The following is a 20,101-nucleotide window of genomic DNA, read 5'->3' as shown; positions in this document are numbered from 1 at the left end:
GAGGGTCCCGCCCAGGCATCCGAGGGGGATCCCATGAACCAGTCCTGCAAGTACACGCTCCGCCGCAGCGCGGCGATCGGAGCTGCGATCGCGATCGTCACCGCCTCGTCGGCGTTCGGCATCGGCGCGAGCGCCGCCTCCGCGGCGACCGGCGAGACTGCTGCACCGAGCACCACCGCGACGTCCGCACCGCAGGACGCGACCACCGCGACCACCGCACCCGACACCACGGCGGCCGGCACCGACACCGACACCGACACCGAGCAGGGCGCACCGGACGACGCGCCCGCCGACCCGGCACCGACGACCGACCCGGGGCCGACCACCGAGACGGTGACGCCGGACAACACGCCGGCACCCACCCCGGCCGCGACCGAGACGCCCACCGCGGACCCGGGGACGACGACCCCCGCCGCCGAACAACCCGCCGCCGAGGCATCGACGCCCGTCACCTGGGCGGAGCCGTCGACCAAGGACTCGCCGATCGTCCTCACCGCGACCGCCGGCCAGCCGTTCTCGCACACCTTCACCGCCCAGGGCGGCGACGGCCCACTGGAGTACCTGTTCAACCCGCTGAACTTCTTCCCGAACAACGACGTCAACGGCTGGTCCTGGAACGAGCAGACCGGTGTCCTGAGCGCCACCCCGAAGAGCACGATCGACGGGCCCGCTCTGTTCGAGGTCACCGCGACCGACCTGCACCAGACCGCGGTGCAGTACATCCAGGTCGACATCGAGCCCGGCGCCCCGGTGGGTGTCACGTTCGGCGTCGACAGCTCGGACTCCGACGTCAGCTGGCAGGTCGATGCCGACGGGACGATCCGGGAGTACACGCCGGGTGGCACCGGTGAGACCGTGGTGTCGGAGGTCCCCGCCACCGTCGGCTCCTCGATGACCCTCGCGGGGCTGGCCGTCGACGCGCTGGGCAACCGCACCACCCCGGGCGACGAGTACCCGCGGTCGACCGTCACGAGCACCACCGCGTCCGACGGCGTGGTCTGGGACCCGAAGTGGTCGGCGAACACGGTGACGTTCTCAGAGCCGGGTACCCGCACGCTGACGGTGTCCGAGGGCGGCGTCTCGACCTCGTTCACGGTCCGCGTCTCCGAGGCCCCTACTCCCGTCGCCGGCATCGCCGTCGGGGTGCTCCCCGCGGACGAGACGTCCGGCGACCGGTGGGGCGTCGAGGGCGACGTGATCACCTACTACCCGGCGGACGGCGACGCGCAGCGGGTCGACGCGATCCCGGCCCGACAGGGTGACCGGGTGCAGATCCGCGCCCTGGCCGTGGACGCCGACGGGCAGCCGGTCGGTGACCACACCGACCTCACCTTCACGAGCGACGTGGCCAGTGACCGCATCGAGTACGACCCCGAGGCTGTGGCCACGTGGGTGACCTTCGAGCACGCGTCGCCGCACACGGTCACCGTGGCGTCCGGTGACGTGACGAGCACCATCCGCTTCGAGGTGCAGCCGACGGCGACGACCACGGTCACGACCACCCACACGCCGACCGCGTCGGGCACCCTCGCGTACACCGGCGCCGACGAGTCCGGCCCACTCGCGTGGGCCCTCGGCCTCCTGGCGTCGGGCGCCGGCCTGCTCGTCTGGCGCCTCCGTCGCCGACTCGGCTGAGGCACGTCACGGCGACCGCCTGACGGACGGGAGGCGCGGGGCACGACCGCCCCGCGCCTCCCGTCCGCCGTCGCGCGTCCCTGTGAGAAACCCCAGATGAGAGCCGGTAGTACCGAGATGAAACCGTGATCTCCGGCGGACTCGGAACGGGTCCGCGAACCGTAATGTCAGCACAGAGGAGCGCGCGAGGACCGCGCGCTCACCATCGGACTCCCAGGGGGGAACCATGCACCAGTCCACCAAGCCGCCCGTCCGCCGCGCGGCGACGATCGGCATCGTCGTGGCGGCGACCGCCATCGGCTCGGTCATCGGCGTCGGCGCGTCCGCGACGGCGGCGACGCCGACGCAGACGAGCACCACGGCCACCGCGACACCGAGCGCCGCCCCGACGACGGAGGCGCCGACACCCAGCGCCAGCCCGACACCCAGCGGAAGCCCGACGACGACCAAGACGCCGACGTCGACGCCGACGCCGACGCCCGGCGCCGGCCCCGCCGCGAAGGCCACGGACAGCACCACCCCGGCGGCAGCACCGGGTGACGGCAGCGACCTCGCGTTCACCGAGCCGTCGACCCAGGCCGCCCCGGTCGCCCTCACCGCGACGGTCGGCACGCCGTTCAGCCACACGTTCAGCACCACGGGCGGCAACGGCACCGTCGCGTACGCCATCCAGGACGCCCCGTCGGCGGACTACACGGTGAACGTCGAGACCGGCGTGCTGAGCGGCACACCGACGACCGCCGGCACGTTCGACTTCGAGGTCGTGGCCCTCAGCGGCTCGACACAGGTGACCGAGTACGTCCGCCTGACCGTCTCACCGTCGCCGGTCGTCTTCACCGAGCCGTCGACGAAGGCGAAGCCGCTCGCCCTCACCGCCACCGCCGGCGCGACGTTCACGCACAAGTTCCGCACCACGGGCGGCAGCGGTTCGCTGGCGTACGCGATCCAGGACGCGCCCGCGTCCGACCTGACCGTCAACGTCGAGACCGGGGTGCTCACCAGCACGGTGACCACCGCGGGCACGTACGACTTCGAGGTCGTCGCGCTCCGCGGCACCGCGACCGCCACGGAGTACGTGCGCCTGACCGTCCTGCCGGCCGCACCCATCGGGGTCCGCGCGATCGTCGACACCGGCACACCCGGCGCAACGGTCTGGTCGGTCGCACCCGGTGGCGTCGTCAGTGCGTTCTCCGGCGGCGGCGATCCCCTCGGGACCGTCGCGTCGATCCCCGTCCAGCAGGGCAGCTCACTGGTGGTGTCCGGCCTCGCCGTCGACCGGTTCGGCAACCCGACCGCACCGGCTTCCGTGAGCACCGGGTTCGGCACGACGGTGACGAGCTCGGTCGCGTCGGACAAGGTCGTCACCGATCCCCGGGGCGACGCCTCGAAGGTGACGTTCCCGCACGCTTCGGACCACCGTCTCACCATCACCCAGGGTGGCGCCTCGACCACGTTCGTCGTCGCCGTCCGACCCGTCGCCGCGGCCGCGGTCGCGACCACGACGAGCGGCACCGGCAGCACTCTCGCGTACACCGGCGCCGACGAGACCACGCCGTTGGCGTGGGCCCTCGGCCTCCTGGCCGCCGGCGGCGGCCTGCTGGTCCACCGCCTGCGTCGCCGTCGCGCCTGAGACACGACCGACGAACGGACGGGAGGCCCGGTGCCAGCTGGTAGCGGGCCTCCCGTCCATCGTGCGGGAACCCCCAACCATGGTCACATTCTGATCAAGACGTTCGTGTCCGCGCGCGGATACCAATACGATCCGAGCAAGCCGAGGATTCTCGGCGGATTCTTATGTTCCGGCACCCGACCGGACTGAACACCTGGGGGAAGAAGTGCGCCGTAGCACCTCCACCGTCCGACGCGCGTGCGCCGTCGGCACCACCGTCGCGCTGATCGGTCTCACGACCGGTCTGGGCGTCATGACCGCCACCGCCGCCACCGCGGCCGAGCCGACCACGGCCGTCACCACCCCGGCGACGACCGGCACCGCTGACGGCACGACGCCGAGCGACTCCGCGACGGACGGCACCGGCACGCCCGCGGCCGACACCGGTGCGACCGACGGCACCCCTGCCGCCGGCGACACGACCGGTGGCACCACCGGCGACGACGACGCCCCGGCGGGCGACGGGACCGGCACCACCGCCCCGACCACCGAGCCGACCGACGCCGCCACCACCGGCTCGGGTTCGACGGCACCGGCCGGCACCCCCGCCGCCCCGGCAGCGACCACGCCCGCTGAGCCCACCGTCACCGCGACCACCCCGGCCGCCGCCGCGCAGTCGGTCACCATCACCGGCGACCTGTACGTCGGCTCGGACCTCGTCGCGCGACAGTCCGGGTTCACCAAGGGCAGCAAGATCTCGTACGTCTGGACCTCCGAGACCGGTGCCGTCCTGTCCGAGAGCGCCACCTACACGATCGCGGCCGCCGACGCCGGTCAGGAGATCACGGTCACGCTCGAGGGTTCGGTCGCGGGCGAGACCGCCACGGCGACCACCGAGACCGCCGTTGCCCCCGTCTTCGTGGACGAGGACGGCCAGCCGCTCTCCGACGAGGAAGGCGACACGTCCATCGAGGCCACCGCCGGCGAGGCCTTCTCGCAGACCTTCCGTGCCCTGAGCACCCCGGCGCCGGTGCTGTCGGCATCGTCGTTCGACGACGACGGCGACGAGCAGTCCACGCTGCCGAAGGGGATCTCCTTCGACGCGAAGACCGGTGTGCTCTCCGGCACCCTGACCGACGCCGACCAGTACTACCAGCTCATGATCACGGCGACGTCGACGAGCCCGAGCGGCACCGTCTCGAACCAGCAGTTCGTCGACATCGACGTCCAGGCCGGTGCCCCCGTCGGCATCGAGGTCGTCACGCTCAACCAGAACGCGCTCGAGGACGGCAGCGACACGACGGCGTGGATCATCCACCCGAACGGGGACGTCTACACGGGTGACCTGCTCAGCGACTCCGAGCCGGTCAAGGGCGGCAAGGTGACCGTCAAGCAGGGCGGCACGCTGCTCGTCTCCGGTGCCCAGGTCGACCGCTTCGGCAACCAGATCCTGCCCGACTTCGACGAGGAGACCGGCGAGCCGGAGTTCTTCGTGCCGACCGTCACCTCGGACGTCGCGTCCGACGTCATCGCCGCTGACTCCGAGCTGGGCGGGGTGGGCCTGGTGTCCGTCACGTTCCCGCACGCGTCCACACACACCCTGACCGTCGCCGGTGCCGCGGTGCCGAGCACGGTCTTCGCGGTGGACGTGCAGCCGACGATCGCCCCGGCCGCCGTCATCAAGCCGATCGTCCCCGCGGCGGTCGCCACGCACCACGTCGGCTCGGGCCGGCTCGCCTACACCGGAACCGATGCGACGGGTGCCCTCCCCTGGGCGCTCGGCCTGCTCGTCGCCGGTGCCGGCCTGATCGGCGCCCGCACCCTGCGCCGTCGCCGCGCACAGCGCTGACGTACGACCAGCGCTGACGGTCCCCGTCGTCTCCCGTCCGTCGCGTGCCCGCGTGACGGACGGGAGGCCCGGCTCGGCCCCGCCTGACCCCGCACCGGGGCGGCGGGGCCGTTTCCGTCCCACCGTCGGTAGCGTGGGCACCATGCCCACGCTGCTGCACATCGACTCCTCGGCCGACCTGTCCCACTCCCGTTCGCGCGCGCTGACCGCCGCGTTCGCCGACGCCTGGCGCGCTCGTGGTCCGGAGTACACGGTGGTCCGCCGCGACTTGCACGTCGACCAGCTCCCGCACCTCGAGACCTCGGCGCTGCACTGGGCGGCAGCGGACCGCACCGCGGACGAGACCGTCGCTCCCGAGGCCGAGGCCCTGCGCCAGGAGGTCATCGACGAACTCCTCGCCGCCGACGTCGTGGTCGTCGGGTCGCCGCTGTACAACTACACGGTGCCGTCGACGCTCAAGGCCTGGATCGACCGCATCCACGTCCCCGGGGTCCTGGCGGGCGACGTGCAGCCCCTGGCCGGCCGTCCGGTCGTGACCGTGGTCAGCCGTGGCGCGACCTACGACGCCGGCACCCCGACCGAGGACTGGGACCACGGCTCGCCGGTCCTGCACCTCATCCTCGGCACGGCCCTCGGCATGAAGCTCTACCCGATCACGGTCAGTGCGACCCTGGCCGACCGGCTGCCCGACCTCGCCCCGCTCGCCGAGCACGCGTCCGCCGAGCTCGCCGACGCGACGACGACGATCGAGCGCTTGGCGTCCACCCTCGGTTGAGATCAGGACGCGTTCACGAGCTGGTGCACGCGTTGCGCCGAGAGCCCGAGGACGGACGCCATCTCGGCGTAGGTGTAGCCCTCGGCCCGCATCCGGGTCACCACGTTCCGCGCCAGCCGGGCCGCTTCAGCTCCGTCTTGCCGGGCCTGCTCAGCGAGCGCGCGGGACGTTTCCCAGTCTGCGCGGGCGTCGTCGGGAAGGACGAACTCGACGTCGATCGCGACGTCGTCCTCCGGGACGTCCAGCGTCAGGGCGACGCACTCCCGCGCCATCCACTCGACGTCGGCGACGCGGCGGGCCTGCGTGACCGCGCCGGCCGCAGGGATCTCGATCGCCCACCAGCGGCCCTCTCGGTACGCGGTCGCTCGGTACGTCGTCGTCATCGTTCCTCCGTTCATCGCCAGCTGTCCGGTGCGTCCGGGAAGATCCTGAGCACCTGCCGCACCACGCCGGGGCGCCCACCCTCGGGTCCGCGCCACACCTCGTGGCTCCCGCGGGTCCGGTCCAACCACCATCCCCGATGCCGCAGGAACGTCGTGACCACCCGGTGCTGCACAGCTCGCACCACGATATCAAGCCCTTCTAGTCAGGTCCATCAAGGGCCAGTAGATAACTTGGCCTGCTTCCGAGTCTGACGAGCGACCGTGCGCGAACGGCGCAGGCCTCCCCGACCTGTGCAAGAAGACGATCGCCCGAGCAGGTGTGGAGGAACGGTCAGGCGGGACGGACCTCGCCCGACCGGCCGAGCAGCTCCGCGTGGAACGCCGTCTGCGTCAGTGCACTCGCGAGCAGGAACCCGTTCATCGACTCGATCCCGCCACTGAACGGCACGCGTGCGGCGACCTCGAACAGCGTGGGCCGGTCGAGCAGGTCGAGCGCCTCGGCGACGTGCTGCGACCGCTCCTCGCGGTGCCGCGCCAAGGTCTGCGCGCGGGCGACGACGTCGGCGAACCGGTACTCGTGGCCCGGGCAGACCTCGAGTCCGGCGTGCACGTCGAGTCGGCCGAGCGACGCCAGGTAGTCCCCGAGCGGGTTCGTGGCGGTCCGACCACCGAGGCCGATCCCGGAGTTGATCCGCGGCAGCACGTGGTCGCCGGTGAACAGCAGACCGTCCGCCTGGTCGAGGAAGCACACGTGCCCGGCGGTGTGCCCGGGCGTCCAGAGGGTCCGGATGGTGCGCCCCGGGATCGGCAGCACCTCGCCGTCGGCGAGCAGCAGGTCGGCGTACGGCGCCTCGCTCCGCCCGAGTCCGATCCGTCGCCCGCTCCCCCAGGCCGCGACGACCCCGTCGCGCAGGTGCTGCGGCAGGCCCCATGTGGCGATGTCGGCGTCGTTCTGCGCCGCGTCGGTGCGCTCACGCTCCAGCGCGTCCACCTCGAGCCCGTGCATCGCGACCCGCGCACCGGTCGCTCGGTGGACCGCGGCGGCAGCACCGAGGTGATCGGCGTGCAGGTGCGTCACGGCCACGAGGGACACGTCGTCGAGCGACCGGCCGATCGCCGACAGTGCGGCGCGGACCTCGTCGAGCCCGCCGTCGGCCGACCACCCGGGGTCGATCAGCGCGAGCGATCCGTCCGACCCCTCGACGACGTAGACCAGGGTCGCGTCGGGCACCCCGAACCGGAACGGCACCGCGAAGGTCCAGATGCCCGGCCGGACCTGTTCGACGGGAGGCAGGACGCCGTCGCGGAGCGCGGCGGCCTGCACGGGGCTGATCGGTTCCGGAGTCGGCGCTGCCGACGGGGGCACGGTCGTCACCCGCACCACAGTACTGACGCGAGCCGACCTGCCCCGGGTGATCCGGGCCTCCCGGCCGCACTCGGTGAGCAGAAGGGGTCGGGTCGTCGCGCCGGACCCGACCATTCCTGCCCACGAAGCGCGCAGCGCCGCCCACCGGAGCCCGAGTAGACACGACGCATGGAGATCGCACCGATGCTGGCCAAGGCCGTCGCCGACGTCCCGGAACCCGACAGCGTGACCGGCGGCCTGCGGTACGAACCGAAGTGGGACGGCTTCCGCGGGATCGTGACGATCGACGGCGACGACGTCGAGATCGGCAGCCGCGGGGCGAAGCCGCTCACGCGCTACTTCCCCGAACTCGTCGAGGCCTTCCGCGCGCAGTTCGGCGGCCGCGACCACCCAGTGGTGCTCGACGGTGAGGTGATCCTGCGCTCGGGCGAGCCCGGAGCCGAGCGCCTCGACTGGGAGGCACTGTCGCAGCGCATCCACCCGGCGGCCTCGCGGATCGCGAAGCTCAGCGCCGAGACGCCCGCGCAGTTCGTCGCGTTCGACCTGCTCGCAGCGGACGGCGACGAACTGGTCGACCTGCCGTTCGACGAACGACGCGAGCGGCTGGAGCATCTCGCCACCGACATGTCCGACCCGCTGTTCGTCACGCGCACCACGCTCGACGTCGACCAGGCCCGCGAGTGGCTCACCACCTTCGAGGGTGCCGGACTCGACGGTGTGGTCGCCAAGCGCCGGGCCAAGCCGTACGAGCCGGGCAAGCGGACCATGCTCAAGATCAAGCACCACCGGACGGCCGACGTCGTCGCGATCGGGTACCGCGTCCACAAGAGCGGCTCGGGCGTCGGGTCGCTGCTCGTCGGCCTGTACGGCGACGACGGCGAGCTCCGCCAGGTCGGCGGCGTCTCCGCCTTCTCCGACAAGCGCCGGCTCGCCCTGGTCGACGAGCTCGAGCCCGTCGTGCTCCGCGATGCGGACGGGAGGCCCGTCACCGGTGACGGGGAACGGTCGCGTTTCTCGTCGGGTCGCGACACGTCGTTCGTCCGGCTGGCGCCGGAGGTCGTGCTCGAGGTCCGCTACGACCAGATGGAGGGCGACCGGTTCCGGCACACCGTGCAGTTCGAACGGTGGCGTCCGGACCGCGACGCGGAGTCGTGCGGGTTCGACCAGCTCGAGGTGCCGTCGGCGTACGACCTGCGGGATGTCCTGTCCTGACACGTGGTTGTCCGTTTTTCGTCGTCTTGCCGGTGATCGCAGGAAAGTAGTTAGCCGAACTAGCGAAACGCTGCCACGATGGAGACCAGCAGCACGAGGCACCCATCCCGGGAGCCCCAGGACCGAAAGCGGATCGACATGAGCACCAGCACGCTTGTCCGCCACTCGCAGCGGAACCCCTTCACCGAGGTACGCGAGGCACGCCGCCAGCGCACCCTGCAGCTCAGTGCGGTCATCAGCGCCATCGCCGGCGTGACCGCCACCGCGCTCGCACTCGTCACGATCGGCCTGGGCTCGTGATCGTCGACGGCATCAGCGACGCGCACCGCGGCACCTGGTCGCGCCTGACCCGCCTGCACACCGCGAGCGTGGGACTGCCGATGCAGACGTCCCGCGTCGACGACCCCGACCGCTCGACGGACACGCTGCCCGCCGTCTGACGGTCCGCGCTGGCTCCGCGTCAGGACTTCTTCGCTCGGGACGGTTGCACGCGCGGCGGCTCGCCCGGCATCTTCGGGAAGTCCGGCGGGAACGGCAGTTCACCCTCGCCGTTCTCCAGGTCGCGCTCCCACCACGCCAGCAGCGGCGCGATGCTCGCCGGCTCGTCGTGCATCGCCTGCCACGGGTCGCCGATCGTCGCCAGGCGCTCGGGGACGGTCCGGATCGTGAAGGTCGTCGGGTCCGCCGTCGGCAGCTCGTCCCACGTGATCGGCGTCGACACCGAGGCGTGCGCCAGTGCCCGCGGGCTGTAGGCGCCGGCCATCGTGCGGTCGCGGTTCGCCTGGTTGAAGTCGACGAAGACCCGCTGCCCTCGCTCTTCCTTCCACCACGCCGTCGTGACCCGGTCGGGCATCCGCCGTTCGAGTTCTCGGGCGGCCGCGATCACGGCGTGCCGGACGTCGAGGAACTCGTGCTCGGGGGCGATCGGGGCGAACACGTGCAGACCGCGGTTGCCGCTCGTCTTGATCCACGCCGTCAGACCCGCTTCGTCCAGGACCTTCCGGAGTTCCTGCGCCACGGGCACCGTGTCCGAGAAGTCCGTGCCGGGCTGCGGGTCGAGGTCGATGCGGAGCTGGTCCGGGTGGTCGCTGTCCTCGGCGCGCGATGCCCACGGGTGGAAGACCACGGTGTTCATCTGCGCGGCCCACACCGCAACGGCCGGCTCGTCGATGACGAGCTGCGGGTGCTTCCGGCCGCTCGGGTACGTCACCGTGACCGACCGCACGTAGTCGGGGGCACCCTTCGGCGGGTTCTTCGAGAAGAACTGCTCGCCGTCGACGCCGCCGGGGAACCGCTGCAGCGAGATGGGTCGGTCGCCGTTCGCGCGGACGAAGGCGTCGCCCACCGTCACCAGGTACTCGGCGAGGTCGGACTTGGTGATCCCGGCGTCCGGCCAGAGCACCCGGGACGGGCTGCTGATCCGGACCGCGCGGTCCCCGTCCGGACCGGGCACCCGCACCGTCGTCGCTTCGCTCGCCATGCAGCGGAAGGTACTCGGTGCACGATGGACGGGTGAGCGCGTACCTCGGAGTGGACCTGGCGTGGGGACTCGGCACCGCGAGCCGCGCACCCAACGAGACCGGACTGGTCGCGATGGAGGCCGACGGCACGATCACCGGCGCCGGATGGGCCCGCGGGGTCGACGACGTCACCGAATGGATCGCGGAACACCTCGGGCCGCGATCGCTCATCGCCGTCGACGCCTCGCTCGTCGTGACGAACCCGACCGGCATCCGCGAATCCGAACGGCAGGTCGGGCAGCGCTACGGCCGGTGGAAGGTCGCGGCGAACCCGACGAACCAGGCCTCCGCGGCGAGCGCCGGCTCCCGCCTGCTCGACCGGCTCACCGCACTGGGCGTCGAGTACGTGTCCGACACGGCGTCGATGCACGCCAGGACCGGGCCGGCGATGTTCGAGTGCTACCCGTACACGACCCTGGTGGGCGTCGAGGAGCTCGGGTACGACGTCGAGCGGCCCCGGTACAAGCGCCTGGACCTCAGGGTGCCGGCAGCCGAGGCCCGGGCACGCCGCGCCGAGGCCTTCGACGAGCTCGTCCGGCGCCTGCGCGAGACCCCGCTCGACCCGCCGTTGCAGCTCGACTCGCATCTGCTGACTGCCGGCCTCGCCGACCCGTCGGTGCTGCACGGACCGACGCACAAGCACCGCGAGGACCTGCTCGACGGTGCCCTGTGTGCCTGGACGGCGGCGTTCTGGGAGCGGCACGGCGACCAGCGTGTGCAGATCCTGGGAGGTGATCCGAGCCTCCCCACCGACCCGGTGGACGAGGCGGGCCGCCGGCCCGTCGTCGTGGCGCCCGCGCGCCCGTCGCAGCGGGGCACGCGCGGCTAGGGTTGAGCGGTGAGCACGACGAGCGAACCCCTGCACATCGGGCTGGTGTCGCTGCACACCTCCCCCGGAGACGAACCCGGCTCGGGCGAGGTCGGCGGCATGAACGTCGTCGTCCGGCACCAGGCCGAGGCGCTGGCCGATCGTGGCCACCACGTCGACATCATCACGCGGCGTTCGGCGCCGGCGCAGCCGGATTCGGTGTCGCTCGTGCCGGGGGTGTGCCTGCGGTTCCTGTCGGCGGGTCCGGCGGAGCCGGTGCCGAAGGGCGAGCACGACGCGTTCATCGAGCCGTTCCGCCACGAGCTCGAGCAGCTCGGGCCGTTCGACGTCCTGCACTCGCACCACTGGTTCTCCGGTGCCGCTGCGCTGCCGGTCGCCCGTGAGCGTGGCATCCCGCACGTGCAGTCGTTCCACTCGATCGCCGCCGACCCCGAGACGCCGTTGTCCGAGGGTGAGCGGCCCGAGTCCGCCGGGCGCATCACGGGCGAGCAGCAGCTGGCGCGTGAGTCCGATGCGGTCGTCGTGGTGTCCGAGGCCGAGGCGTCGACGGTCCGGACGCGGCTCGGCGGTGCCGACGCGCGGATCTGGATCGTGCCGCCCGGGGTCGACGGGTCGGTCTTCCGCCCGGCAGCCGCCGGTGCGCGCCGGGCCGCCACGCCCTACGTCGTCGCGGCGGCTCGCGTGCAGCCGTTGAAGGGGCTCGACCTGGCCATCGAGGCGATCGCGGGCATCAGCCAGGAGGCCCGTCCCACCTTGGTCATCGCCGGGGACGCTTCGAGCGAGGCGGGTGACTACGTGGACGAACTGCGTCGGCTCGCCGCCGCGCGGGGCATCGCCGACCGCGTCACCTTCATCGGGCCGCAGTCGCGTGCCGACCTGGCGTTCCTGTTCCGTGGCGCGGCAGCCGTGCTGGTGCCGTCGCACTCCGAGACGTACGGCCTCGTGGCGCTGGAGGGCTCGGCGTCCGGGGTGCCGGTCGTGGCCGCGGCTGCCGGGGGGCTGCGTGAGGCCGTGGTCGACGGTGAGACGGGTGTCGTGCTCGAGTCCCGTGAGCCGTCGGTGTGGGCCGCCGAGATCGAGCGGATCCTGACGGACTCCGGGTACGCGGCCGCGCTGTCCTCGGCCGGGCGGGAGCACGCGGAGCGTCTGAGCTGGGAACGATCGGCTTCGGGGCTCGAGGACGTGTACCGCCGGGTGCTCGGCCACGGGTCGCGGGTCGGATCGTGAGATGACGGCGTTCGACGCGTTCTGGGCAGCGCTCGACGCCGTGCCGGTGGAGGCGGACGCCGAGGCACTGTACGGCCTCGGTTCGGCCGAGGGGCGGTTGCGGCGGTCGAACCTGCAGCGGTACCTGGAACAGTTCGGGCCAGCGGCGGACACCCTGCTCGTGGCCGAGGCACCCGGGTGGCGCGGCATGACGAACACCGGCCTCCCGTTCACGAGCATGCGCGAGCTCGGGACGGACCGGTTCGTCGACGACTACCTGGTGCCGCCGGAGCCGACCGCCCCGTGGGAGGCCTCATCGCGCGTGGTGCAGTCGGCGCTGTCCGACTGGGCCGGGCCGCTCCCCGTGGCGTGGGCGATCTTCCCGCACCACCCGTTCGTCGCGCCGCACCGCTTGACGAACCGCACACCCCGTCCGGCCGAGGTGCGGTCGGGAGCACCCGTGGCCCTCGCACTGCTCGATGCTCTCGGTGGCGTCGACCGGGTCCGGGTGGTCGCGGTGGGGCGGAAGGCCCAGGGTGCGCTCGCGTTGGCCGGCATCGAGGCGATCGCCGTCCGGCACCCTGCGCAGGGCGGCGCGAAGCAGTTCACCGAGCAGCTTCGAGCGTTGGACCGCTCGCTGTAGTTCCCTGTGCCGATCCCACCGGTCAGGCTGAGCGGACCTCGACGCCCTTCGCAGCCAGGGTCTCGGCGACGTGGGCGGGCAGCGGCGCTGCCGCGTACACGGTGCGGAGCGCCGGCAGGTCGAGGACGTCGTCCCAGTTCTGCGGGTCGAAGCGGTCGTCGGAGCCCTCCCACCCGGGGTGCACGTCCTGCAGCACCTCGAGCTCGGTGTCGACGGTGAGCTCCGTGACGAGCGACAGGTGCGACGGCAGGAGTTCCAGGTCGTCGTAGTACTCACGGGCCCGGTCGTCCTGGCCGTCGACGTCGAGGTCCTCGTCCGTCTCGTCGGCGGTCTCCGGGTCGTAGGGGTCGAGCACGTCGAGGTCGTAGCAGAGGACGTCGAGCACCAGCAGCTTCGCGTTGAAGTCGGCGAACTCGACGGGCTCTTCGGTGGTGTTCGACTCGTGGTCCATGGCCCGGAGAGTATCCGTCGCCGAGCGACCGTGTTGCGATCGCGAGAAACCTTCCTGTGGGACTAGACAGCAAGGTGTCTCGCGCGCAAGGGTGACGCATGGCCACCACCAAGACGGACCGACCACAGCAGGAGCAGCCCGAGCTCCGCAGGGTCATCGGTCCCAAGCTCCTGCTGCTGTTCATCGTCGGCGACATCCTGGGAACGGGTGTCTACGCGCTCACCGGTCAGGTCGCGGCAGAGGTCGGAGGAGCAGCGTGGCTCCCCTTCCTCATCGCCTTCGCGGTCGCCCTGCTGACGGCCTTCTCGTACCTGGAACTCGTGACGAAGTACCCGCAGACCGCGGGCGCTGCGCTCTACGTGCACAAGGCCTTCGGCGTCCACTTCATCACCTTCATCGTGACCTTCATCGTGATGTGTTCCGGCATCACCTCGGCGTCGACGGCGTCGCGGGCGTTCGCCGCCAACCTCGGCGTCGGGTTCGGCCTCGAGTTGCCGAACGCCGTCGTGATGCTCATCGCCATGGGCTTCATGCTCGCGGTGATGGCGATCAACTTCCGCGGTGTCAGTGAGAGCGTGAAGACGAACGTCGTCCTCACCCTGGTCGAGCTGTCCGGTCTCGTCATGGTGATCCTGATCGGCTTCTGGGCGATCGCAGGCGGCAACGCGGACTTCTCGCGGGTCGTGATGTTCGAGACCCCGGAGGACAAGACCCTGCTCATGTCGATCTCCACGGCGACGTCGCTGGCGTTCTTCGCGATGGTCGGCTTCGAGGACTCGGTGAACATGGCCGAGGAGACCAAGGACCCCTCGCGCATCTTCCCGAAGGTGATGCTCACCGGCCTCGGCATCACGGCCGTGATCTACACGCTCGTGTCGATCTGCGCCGTCGCCGTCGTGCCGATCGGTGAGCTCGCCGGCAACGAGACCCCGCTCGTGACCGTCGTGCAGACCGCCGCCCCGGACTTCCCGATCGCCGACCTGCTGCCGTTCATCTCGATGTTCGCCGTGGCCAACACCGCCCTGATCAACATGATGATGGCGTCGCGACTGCTGTACGGCATGAGCAAGCAGGGCGTGCTGCCGGGCTTCCTGGCCCGCATCTCCCCCGCCCGTCGCACCCCGTCGAACGCGATCGTCTTCACCACCGCGATCTCCCTGCTGCTCATCGGTTGGGTCTCGCTCGACCCGGACTCCCCGATCGTGGTGGTCCTCGGTGGCACGACCTCGCTCCTGCTGCTCACCGTGTTCGCCGTCGTGAACCTGACGGTGCTCGTGCTCCGCCGCGACAAGGTCGACCACAAGCACTTCCGAGCCGGCGTGATCATCCCCGTCATCGGCATCATCACCTGCCTGTGGCTCGTGCTGCCGTTCTCGTCCGGCCGTGACCCGCAGCAGTACCAGATCGCCGGTGCACTGCTGGCCCTGGGTGTGCTGCTGTGGATCCTGACCTGGTTCACGCACGGTCGCAAGCAGCCCGAGAAGGCCCCGACCGGGATGGTCACCGAACCGACGAAGGTGCAGCACCCGCCGCACGACCACCGCGACGTCTGATGGACACGACCGCCGTCATCTGGACGATCGGACGACGCTGACGTCGGGACTGACGGTCCTGGTGCCCGAACCCCGTGTTCGGAGCACCAGGACCGTCAGTTCGTCACGGCGGCCCCCGATCGGGCGGGTGCGGTTCCCAGGCGGCGCCCGTACGCTCGTCGTGCTCCGCCTGCCCCGCCCCGTCCGTCGAGAGGTCCCGTCATGCGCCGTGTCGGCATCACGCTCGCGTCGGTTTTCGGCGCCGGCATCGTGGTCGTCGGGATCGGGGTGGTGGTGCTCGTCGTGATCGCGGTCAACTCGATCGCCGGCATCGCGAAGTCCAGCGCCGCCGACGCCACCCCCACTTGCCCGAAGGTCGCCTCGAAGACCGTCGGCGGCATGGTCGTCCCCGCCGGCCCCATCGCGGGCTTCTGCCAGGACCGCCTGGTCAACGCCGCGTCCGTGATCCAGGCCGCGAAGGCAGTCGGCATCGGGCCGCACACCCAGGCCGTCGGGGTCATGACGGCGATCGGCGAGTCGAGCCTGGTGAACCTGGACCACGGCGACGCCGCGGGACCGGACAGCCGCGGCCTGTTCCAGCAGCGCGACAACGGCGCCTGGGGCACGTACGAGCAGCGGATGGACCCGTACACGGCGGCGTCGATGTTCTACGCGAAGCTCGTCAAGGTCCCCGGCTGGAAGACGATGACGCCGACGCAGATGGCGCACGCGGTGCAGATCAACTCGGACCCCGAGCACTACGCGAAGTCCTGGCCCGCGGCGAAGGCCGTCGTCGAGGGCCTGACGGGCGAGACCGTGCCGGACACCGCCCCGCAGGGCTGACCGGGCACGAGACCGCCGGGTCCGACGGTCACGCGACGTCCTGGTCCTGGTCGTGCTCGTCGAGTTCTACCATCGCGGCACCGCCGTCGTGGACGATGACCTGCGCCCGCAGCCGGATCGCGTGCTCGTCGAGGGCGCAGGCGCATGCGTCGACCCACTCCCAGTCGACCGGGTGCACGCGGTCGACACCGGGCCGCTCCCACGCGAGGACGACGTCGACCGCGCCGAGCTGTCCGACGATCTCGGAGATCAACGACGCGAAGTCGCTGACGTGCTCGTCGGGCTGGTAGGGCAGGTCCGCGATGGGCAGCAGGAACGGGATCGACATCCCGAGCTCGTCGAGGAACACCACCCAGCACTGCCGGCGCACCGGGCGGTCGACGAGGGCGGCGACGAGTTGGACGACGTCGTCGTCGGTACGGACAGGGGTTCGGATCAGGCGGTCGAGGGTGTCGGTGTCAGGCATGACTCCAGCGTCGCGAACCCGGCCCGCCCGCCGACGGCCGCCGTGTGCATCTGTGGACAACCTCGCCGCCGCAGCAACCTGTGGAGGAAGACCTTGAGGCCGCGAGCCGTCTGACTTCGGCGATCCCGACGCCCCCGCGGTCGCTGGTCGGGCCTCCAGTCCGAACCCGACCGGCTCGGCGAGGTTCCACGACATGCCGCACGCTGATCGCCGAGGTTCCAGATCTCGACGAACAGGGCGCCGACATGCCGAGATTTCGGAACCTCGGGACGGCAGCGCCCCTCAGATGCCGTGCGTCACCGAGCTCTCGATGAGGAGCAGCGCCGCGAAGAACACCGCGACGACCGCGGCCATCCCGACGAGCACGACCGGCCACGCCAGCCGACGCCGAACCAGCCGCAGGATGCACACCACGATCGAGGCGACGAGCACCAGTGCGATCAGGATCGGCCCGACCGTCACGACCGAGTCACCGAGCCCCGCGTTGCAGGTGTTCCCCGGGGCAGCGCACGACACGAACGCCAACGACATGAGCTTGATGCCCCACCCCGCGGCCAACGCTTCGAGCGTGAGCACCACGAGCAGGGCGATGGAGGCGACCACGTCCGCGACGCGGCGGCGGCCTGCCAGGGGGTGGCGGGCCTCCCGTCCGAACCGTGCCGGAGCCGACCCGAGCGGATCGAGACGCGCCCCCGGAGCCGACTCCGGACCCGAGCCGGGCACCGACTCCGGACCCGACCGAGGCGCCGAACCGGCGTCAGCCGGACCGGACGACCGGGCGGGCGCGTCCATCAGGACCGCCGGCCGCGCGTGGACCAGAGGGCCGCGGCGATGAGCAACGGCTGCCCGAACAGGCGCGCCACGCGCTTCTCGTCGGTGTCCAGGCCGAACGCGTCGCGACGGTTGACCCACTGCGACAGGTTGCCCGGGAAGATCACCGTGAAGAACAGTGCAGCGACCGAGCCGACGAAGCGTCGGGCCGGCTTCGGTGCGAGCACGAGCGCCGAACCGAGGGTGATCTCGGCGACGCCGGACGCCAGCACGGTCGTGTCCTCGGAGAGCGGCACGAACTCCGGGACCTGGGCCGTGAACTCCTTGCGCGCGAAGGTGAGGTGACTCGTGCCGGCGAACACGAGCGCCAGGCCGAGCAGGACGCGGAGGAAGGAACGCATGCCTCCATCGTGCCTGCTCCCGGGCAACGGTGCTCGCACGTGTACGGAACCCGACCGGCTCGGTACATTCAGACGTATGGGAGCACCCTCTCGGGACCACGAACCTCCAGCAGCCCCAGCGACGTTCGCCGTGCTGCTCGGCCCGGTCGCGTTCTACCTCGGCATCATCGTGCCGGCGCAGGGCACGGTCCGGCACGTCCTGCTCGGTGCTGCGTTCGGCATCGTCTGCGTGCTGAGCGGCTGGCGCGCGATCGTCATCGCCGGTCGCCGTCGCCGGGCGGTGCAGGTCTGGGCGTGGATCGGCATCGTCATCGGTGCGGCCGGGCTGCTCATGATCCTCTGGCAGCTGCTCGTCATCGCGACCGCCGGGGCGTTCCCACCGCCGTTCTGGTCGCCCTACGCGAACCGCTGACGCGGGTCACCAGCCGAGCGACGGCTCACCAGCCGAGCGTGCCCGGCGCGCCCTTGAACGGTCCGACGACGTCCGACGTGATCCAGCCGCCGTAGAAGTCACCGTCCTGCGACTGCACGACCTCGCCGCCGACCTCGCACGAGTCCATCGCCGACGGGTAGATCGCGACACGGTCCCGCAGCGACTCGTAGCCGGGCTCGGGCGTCGGGTAGTTCCACGCAGCGCGGCTCGCGACGGTGCCGTCCCCGCCGACCACGTCGAAGTACCGCGCCCGGCCCTTGAACTCGCACATGCTCGACCCCTGGGCGGGGCGGAGGTCGAGGTCCGCCATCGGCAGGTAGTACACCGGCGGATGCGAGGTCTCGAGGACCCGGACGGCATCGGTCGTGTCGGCCACGACGGCGCCGCCGAACCGGACGACGACGCGGGCGGTGACGGGCTCGACGGCGGGCGGTCGGGGGTAGTCCCAGACCGATTCCTGTCCGGGGCCGGGTTCGATCCGTGTGGGATGGCGCATGGGATCGTGTCTACGCCGTGCGGCTGCGGTCGGGCTGGCGGGTGGGCCCGAGTCTCGGCCGGGTGGCCCCGAGTCACGGCCGGGCGGGCCCGAGCCTCGGGGTGAGCGACGCTTCACGGGCCCGGCGGCGCGAGGACTGTCGCTCAGCCCGAGTCTCGGCCCGCCGACCGGCCGCCCGCCGCCCGCGCACGAGACCGCCGCAGGGTGCACCATGGGCGGGTGACGACGACGACACGCACGCTCTTCCGACGGAAGCCCATCGAGACGATCGATGACGACACCGGAGCCGAGGGTGGCCTCAAACGGCACCTCGGCCTCTGGCAGCTCACCGCGATCGGCATCGGCGGCATCATCGGCGCGGGGATCTTCACCCTCGCCGGCACCGTTGCGAACGGCGTTGCCGGCCCCGCGGTCCTCATCAGCTTCCTGGTCGCCGGCGTCGCGAGTGCTGCCGCAGCGCTGTCGTACGCCGAGTTCGCCGGCCTCATCCCGAAGGCCGGCAGCGCGTACACGTACGGCTACGCGGTCCTCGGCGAGATCGTCGGGTGGTTCATCGGCTGGGACCTGCTGCTCGAGTACACCGCGATCGTGGCGGTGGTCGCGATCGGCATCTCCGGCTACGTCGGGTTCCTGGTCGGCCAGTTCGGCATCGACCTGCCCGCCTGGATGCTCGGCGCGCCCGGCACCGGCGACGGCCACGTGATCGACGTCTTCGCGATCATCCTGTGCCTGGTCACCGCGTTCGTGCTCACCCGCGGCATCCGCAGCGCCGCCCGGTTCGAGTTCGTCGCCGTCGGCATCAAGGTCGCGCTGGTCGTGCTCATCGTCGTGCTCGGCGTGTTCCACATCAACAGCGCGAACTACTCCCCGTACTTCCCGTTCGGCTTCGGCGGTGTGATGACCGGCGCCGCGACGGTGTTCTTCGCGGTGTTCGGCTACGACGCCATGTCCACCGCGGCCGAGGAGTCCGTCGACGCCCGCAAGCACATGCCGAAGGCGATCCTGCTGTCCCTCGGCATCTCGATGGTCCTGTACGTCCTGGCGACCCTGGTGCTGACCGGGATGCAGAAGTACACCGACATCGACCCGGCCTCGGGCTTCTCGTCGGCGTTCGCGTCGGTCGGCCTCGGCGGTGTCGCGAACGTCATCGCGATCGGCGCCATCGTCGGCATCGTCACGGTGCTCGTCACGTTCATGCTCGGCGCCAGCCGCGTCTGGTTCTCGATGAGCCGCGACGGCCTGATGCCGAAGTGGTTCTCGAAGACCGACCCGAAGCGCCACGTCCCGACCCGCGTCACGTGGATCCTCGGCATCGCGTCGGCGATCCTGGCGGGCGTCCTGCCCATCGGTGTCGTCGCCGAGCTCACGAACATCGGGATCCTGCTCGCGTTCGTGGTGGTCTGCTCCGCGGTGATCGTGCTCCGTTACCGCCAGCCCGACCTCGACCGTCAGTTCCGGTTGCCGTTCATGCCCGTCATCCCGATCATCGGCGTCATCGCGTCGCTGTGGCTCGTGACGTTCCTGCAGTGGGAGACGTGGGTGCGGTTCGCGGTCTGGTTCGCGATCGGCCTGGGCGTGTACTTCGGGTACTCGCGGAGGCACAGCAAGCTCGCCGGCTCCGAGCCCGCTGGTCACCGCTAGGGAACGAGCCTCGCGTACACGAACGAGAGCCTGCCGGAGT

General features: G+C 71.4%; 22 protein-coding genes. 14 read left to right on the top strand and 8 right to left on the bottom strand.

Annotated features, from left to right (window positions below):
• The first annotated feature begins 33 nt into the window (after window positions 1–33).
• The 4 genes from EDF42_RS12705 to EDF42_RS12685 all read left to right on the top strand — a co-directional run bounded on the left by EDF42_RS12705 (window position 34) and on the right by EDF42_RS12685 (window position 5,868).
• Window positions 34–1,635, top strand: a complete 1,602-nt coding sequence (locus EDF42_RS12705) for a hypothetical protein (protein ID WP_123672573.1) — start codon at window positions 34–36, stop codon at window positions 1,633–1,635.
• 226 nt (window positions 1,636–1,861) lie between these two features.
• Complete coding sequence (locus EDF42_RS12695; protein WP_185040939.1) at window positions 1,862–3,265, top strand: hypothetical protein; 1,404 nt, start codon at window positions 1,862–1,864, stop codon at window positions 3,263–3,265.
• A gap of 205 nt (window positions 3,266–3,470) precedes the next feature.
• Entirely contained in the window at window positions 3,471–5,093 is a 1,623-nt protein-coding gene (locus tag EDF42_RS12690; RefSeq protein ID WP_123672571.1) for a putative Ig domain-containing protein, read from the top strand.
• A 142-nt stretch (window positions 5,094–5,235) separates the two neighbouring features.
• Window positions 5,236–5,868, top strand: coding sequence for an FMN-dependent NADH-azoreductase (locus tag EDF42_RS12685; protein WP_123672840.1), 633 nt, complete (start codon window positions 5,236–5,238; stop codon window positions 5,866–5,868).
• 2 nt (window positions 5,869–5,870) lie between these two features.
• Here the strand turns inward: EDF42_RS12685 and EDF42_RS12680 are convergent, their stop codons facing one another.
• Together EDF42_RS12680 and EDF42_RS12675 are read right to left on the bottom strand one after the other, a co-directional pair.
• Complete coding sequence (locus EDF42_RS12680; protein ID WP_123340333.1) at window positions 5,871–6,251, bottom strand: antitoxin HicB; 381 nt, start codon at window positions 6,249–6,251, stop codon at window positions 5,871–5,873.
• Window positions 6,252–6,582: 331 nt separating this feature from the next.
• A complete protein-coding gene (locus EDF42_RS12675) occupies window positions 6,583–7,626 on the bottom strand; it encodes an MBL fold metallo-hydrolase (protein ID WP_185040937.1) in 1,044 nt (347 codons plus the stop codon).
• 159 nt (window positions 7,627–7,785) lie between these two features.
• On the opposite strand from EDF42_RS12675, the gene EDF42_RS12670 reads away from it, so the two are divergent.
• From EDF42_RS12670 to EDF42_RS19015, 3 genes are all read left to right on the top strand, one after another.
• A complete protein-coding gene (locus EDF42_RS12670; protein ID WP_123340330.1) occupies window positions 7,786–8,829 on the top strand; it encodes an ATP-dependent DNA ligase in 1,044 nt (347 codons plus the stop codon).
• A 138-nt stretch (window positions 8,830–8,967) separates the two neighbouring features.
• Window positions 8,968–9,129, top strand: a complete 162-nt coding sequence (locus EDF42_RS19020) for a hypothetical protein (RefSeq protein ID WP_159573681.1) — start codon at window positions 8,968–8,970, stop codon at window positions 9,127–9,129.
• Entirely contained in the window at window positions 9,126–9,269 is a 144-nt protein-coding gene (locus tag EDF42_RS19015; RefSeq protein WP_159573682.1) for a hypothetical protein, read from the top strand. Before EDF42_RS19020 ends, EDF42_RS19015 begins: the two co-directional genes overlap by 4 nt.
• A gap of 20 nt (window positions 9,270–9,289) precedes the next feature.
• On the opposite strand, the gene ligD is transcribed toward EDF42_RS19015, so the two are convergent.
• Entirely contained in the window at window positions 9,290–10,309 is a 1,020-nt protein-coding gene (gene ligD / locus EDF42_RS12665; protein WP_123672568.1) for a non-homologous end-joining DNA ligase, read from the bottom strand.
• 32 nt (window positions 10,310–10,341) lie between these two features.
• Between ligD and EDF42_RS12660 the strand changes: the two genes are divergently transcribed.
• Genes EDF42_RS12660 through EDF42_RS12650 form a run of 3 tightly spaced genes read left to right on the top strand, consistent with a single transcriptional unit; the run spans window position 10,342 to window position 13,027 of the window.
• A complete protein-coding gene (locus EDF42_RS12660; protein ID WP_123672567.1) occupies window positions 10,342–11,178 on the top strand; it encodes a DUF429 domain-containing protein in 837 nt (278 codons plus the stop codon).
• A gap of 9 nt (window positions 11,179–11,187) precedes the next feature.
• Window positions 11,188–12,405 (top strand): glycosyltransferase, encoded by a 1,218-nt coding sequence (locus EDF42_RS12655; protein ID WP_123672566.1) that lies wholly within the window; start codon window positions 11,188–11,190, stop codon window positions 12,403–12,405.
• A gap of 1 nt (window position 12,406) precedes the next feature.
• Window positions 12,407–13,027, top strand: coding sequence for a uracil-DNA glycosylase (locus EDF42_RS12650; protein ID WP_123672565.1), 621 nt, complete (start codon window positions 12,407–12,409; stop codon window positions 13,025–13,027).
• 22 nt (window positions 13,028–13,049) lie between these two features.
• Here the strand turns inward: EDF42_RS12650 and EDF42_RS12645 are convergent, their stop codons facing one another.
• Window positions 13,050–13,478 carry a DUF6892 domain-containing protein gene (locus EDF42_RS12645; RefSeq protein ID WP_123672564.1) on the bottom strand — a complete coding sequence of 143 codons (429 nt, stop codon included), beginning with the start codon at window positions 13,476–13,478 and terminating at the stop codon, window positions 13,050–13,052.
• Window positions 13,479–13,576: 98 nt separating this feature from the next.
• On the opposite strand from EDF42_RS12645, the gene EDF42_RS12640 reads away from it, so the two are divergent.
• Entirely contained in the window at window positions 13,577–15,031 is a 1,455-nt protein-coding gene (locus EDF42_RS12640; RefSeq protein WP_123672563.1) for an APC family permease, read from the top strand.
• 201 nt (window positions 15,032–15,232) lie between these two features.
• Window positions 15,233–15,853 carry a hypothetical protein gene (locus EDF42_RS12635; protein WP_123340324.1) on the top strand — a complete coding sequence of 207 codons (621 nt, stop codon included), beginning with the start codon at window positions 15,233–15,235 and terminating at the stop codon, window positions 15,851–15,853.
• Window positions 15,854–15,881: 28 nt separating this feature from the next.
• Here EDF42_RS12635 and EDF42_RS12630 read toward each other — a convergent pair whose 3' ends face one another.
• From EDF42_RS12630 to EDF42_RS19245, 3 genes are all read right to left on the bottom strand, one after another.
• Window positions 15,882–16,319, bottom strand: coding sequence for a hypothetical protein (locus EDF42_RS12630; protein WP_123292410.1), 438 nt, complete (start codon window positions 16,317–16,319; stop codon window positions 15,882–15,884).
• A gap of 282 nt (window positions 16,320–16,601) precedes the next feature.
• Window positions 16,602–17,111, bottom strand: coding sequence for a DUF6264 family protein (locus tag EDF42_RS19400; protein WP_123672562.1), 510 nt, complete (start codon window positions 17,109–17,111; stop codon window positions 16,602–16,604).
• Complete coding sequence (locus EDF42_RS19245; protein ID WP_111086844.1) at window positions 17,111–17,491, bottom strand: hypothetical protein; 381 nt, start codon at window positions 17,489–17,491, stop codon at window positions 17,111–17,113. Before EDF42_RS19245 ends, EDF42_RS19400 begins: the two co-directional genes overlap by 1 nt.
• Before the next feature lie 76 nt (window positions 17,492–17,567).
• On the opposite strand from EDF42_RS19245, the gene EDF42_RS12615 reads away from it, so the two are divergent.
• Window positions 17,568–17,903 (top strand): hypothetical protein, encoded by a 336-nt coding sequence (locus tag EDF42_RS12615; protein ID WP_148067782.1) that lies wholly within the window; start codon window positions 17,568–17,570, stop codon window positions 17,901–17,903.
• Between the two features lie 25 nt (window positions 17,904–17,928).
• Here the strand turns inward: EDF42_RS12615 and EDF42_RS12610 are convergent, their stop codons facing one another.
• Window positions 17,929–18,420, bottom strand: coding sequence for a DUF427 domain-containing protein (locus tag EDF42_RS12610; RefSeq protein ID WP_123672560.1), 492 nt, complete (start codon window positions 18,418–18,420; stop codon window positions 17,929–17,931).
• A gap of 219 nt (window positions 18,421–18,639) precedes the next feature.
• Here EDF42_RS12610 and EDF42_RS12605 point away from each other — a divergent pair, with 219 nt between their 5' ends.
• Window positions 18,640–20,061, top strand: coding sequence for an amino acid permease (locus tag EDF42_RS12605; protein WP_123672559.1), 1,422 nt, complete (start codon window positions 18,640–18,642; stop codon window positions 20,059–20,061).
• The last annotated feature ends 40 nt before the right edge of the window (window positions 20,062–20,101 follow it).

This window comes from Curtobacterium sp. PhB172 (assembly GCF_003752545.1).
In the GTDB taxonomy this organism is placed as follows: domain Bacteria; phylum Actinomycetota; class Actinomycetes; order Actinomycetales; family Microbacteriaceae; genus Curtobacterium.
Note: the sequence above shows the minus strand (reverse complement) of the source record. Positions and strands in the feature narration are given on the sequence as shown.

Bases quoted from the DNA above. Each gene is read 5' to 3' on its own strand.
- EDF42_RS12635 (WP_123340324.1), top strand. From the start codon at position 15,233: ATGCGCCGTGTCGGCATCACGCTCGCGTCGGTTTTCGGCGCCGGCATC.
- ligD (WP_123672568.1), bottom strand. From the start codon at position 10,309: ATGGCGAGCGAAGCGACGACGGTGCGGGTGCCCGGTCCGGACGGGGAC.
- EDF42_RS19020 (WP_159573681.1), top strand. From the start codon at position 8,968: ATGAGCACCAGCACGCTTGTCCGCCACTCGCAGCGGAACCCCTTCACC.
- EDF42_RS12650 (WP_123672565.1), top strand. From the start codon at position 12,407: ATGACGGCGTTCGACGCGTTCTGGGCAGCGCTCGACGCCGTGCCGGTG.
- EDF42_RS12685 (WP_123672840.1), top strand. From the start codon at position 5,236: ATGCCCACGCTGCTGCACATCGACTCCTCGGCCGACCTGTCCCACTCC.
- EDF42_RS12630 (WP_123292410.1), bottom strand. From the start codon at position 16,319: ATGCCTGACACCGACACCCTCGACCGCCTGATCCGAACCCCTGTCCGT.
- EDF42_RS12615 (WP_148067782.1), top strand. From the start codon at position 17,568: ATGGGAGCACCCTCTCGGGACCACGAACCTCCAGCAGCCCCAGCGACG.
- EDF42_RS12645 (WP_123672564.1), bottom strand. From the start codon at position 13,478: ATGGACCACGAGTCGAACACCACCGAAGAGCCCGTCGAGTTCGCCGAC.
- EDF42_RS12680 (WP_123340333.1), bottom strand. From the start codon at position 6,251: ATGACGACGACGTACCGAGCGACCGCGTACCGAGAGGGCCGCTGGTGG.
- EDF42_RS12610 (WP_123672560.1), bottom strand. From the start codon at position 18,420: ATGCGCCATCCCACACGGATCGAACCCGGCCCCGGACAGGAATCGGTC.
- EDF42_RS12640 (WP_123672563.1), top strand. From the start codon at position 13,577: ATGGCCACCACCAAGACGGACCGACCACAGCAGGAGCAGCCCGAGCTC.
- EDF42_RS12695 (WP_185040939.1), top strand. From the start codon at position 1,862: ATGCACCAGTCCACCAAGCCGCCCGTCCGCCGCGCGGCGACGATCGGC.
- EDF42_RS19400 (WP_123672562.1), bottom strand. From the start codon at position 17,111: ATGGACGCGCCCGCCCGGTCGTCCGGTCCGGCTGACGCCGGTTCGGCG.
- EDF42_RS19245 (WP_111086844.1), bottom strand. From the start codon at position 17,491: ATGCGTTCCTTCCTCCGCGTCCTGCTCGGCCTGGCGCTCGTGTTCGCC.
- EDF42_RS12670 (WP_123340330.1), top strand. From the start codon at position 7,786: ATGGAGATCGCACCGATGCTGGCCAAGGCCGTCGCCGACGTCCCGGAA.
- EDF42_RS12705 (WP_123672573.1), top strand. From the start codon at position 34: ATGAACCAGTCCTGCAAGTACACGCTCCGCCGCAGCGCGGCGATCGGA.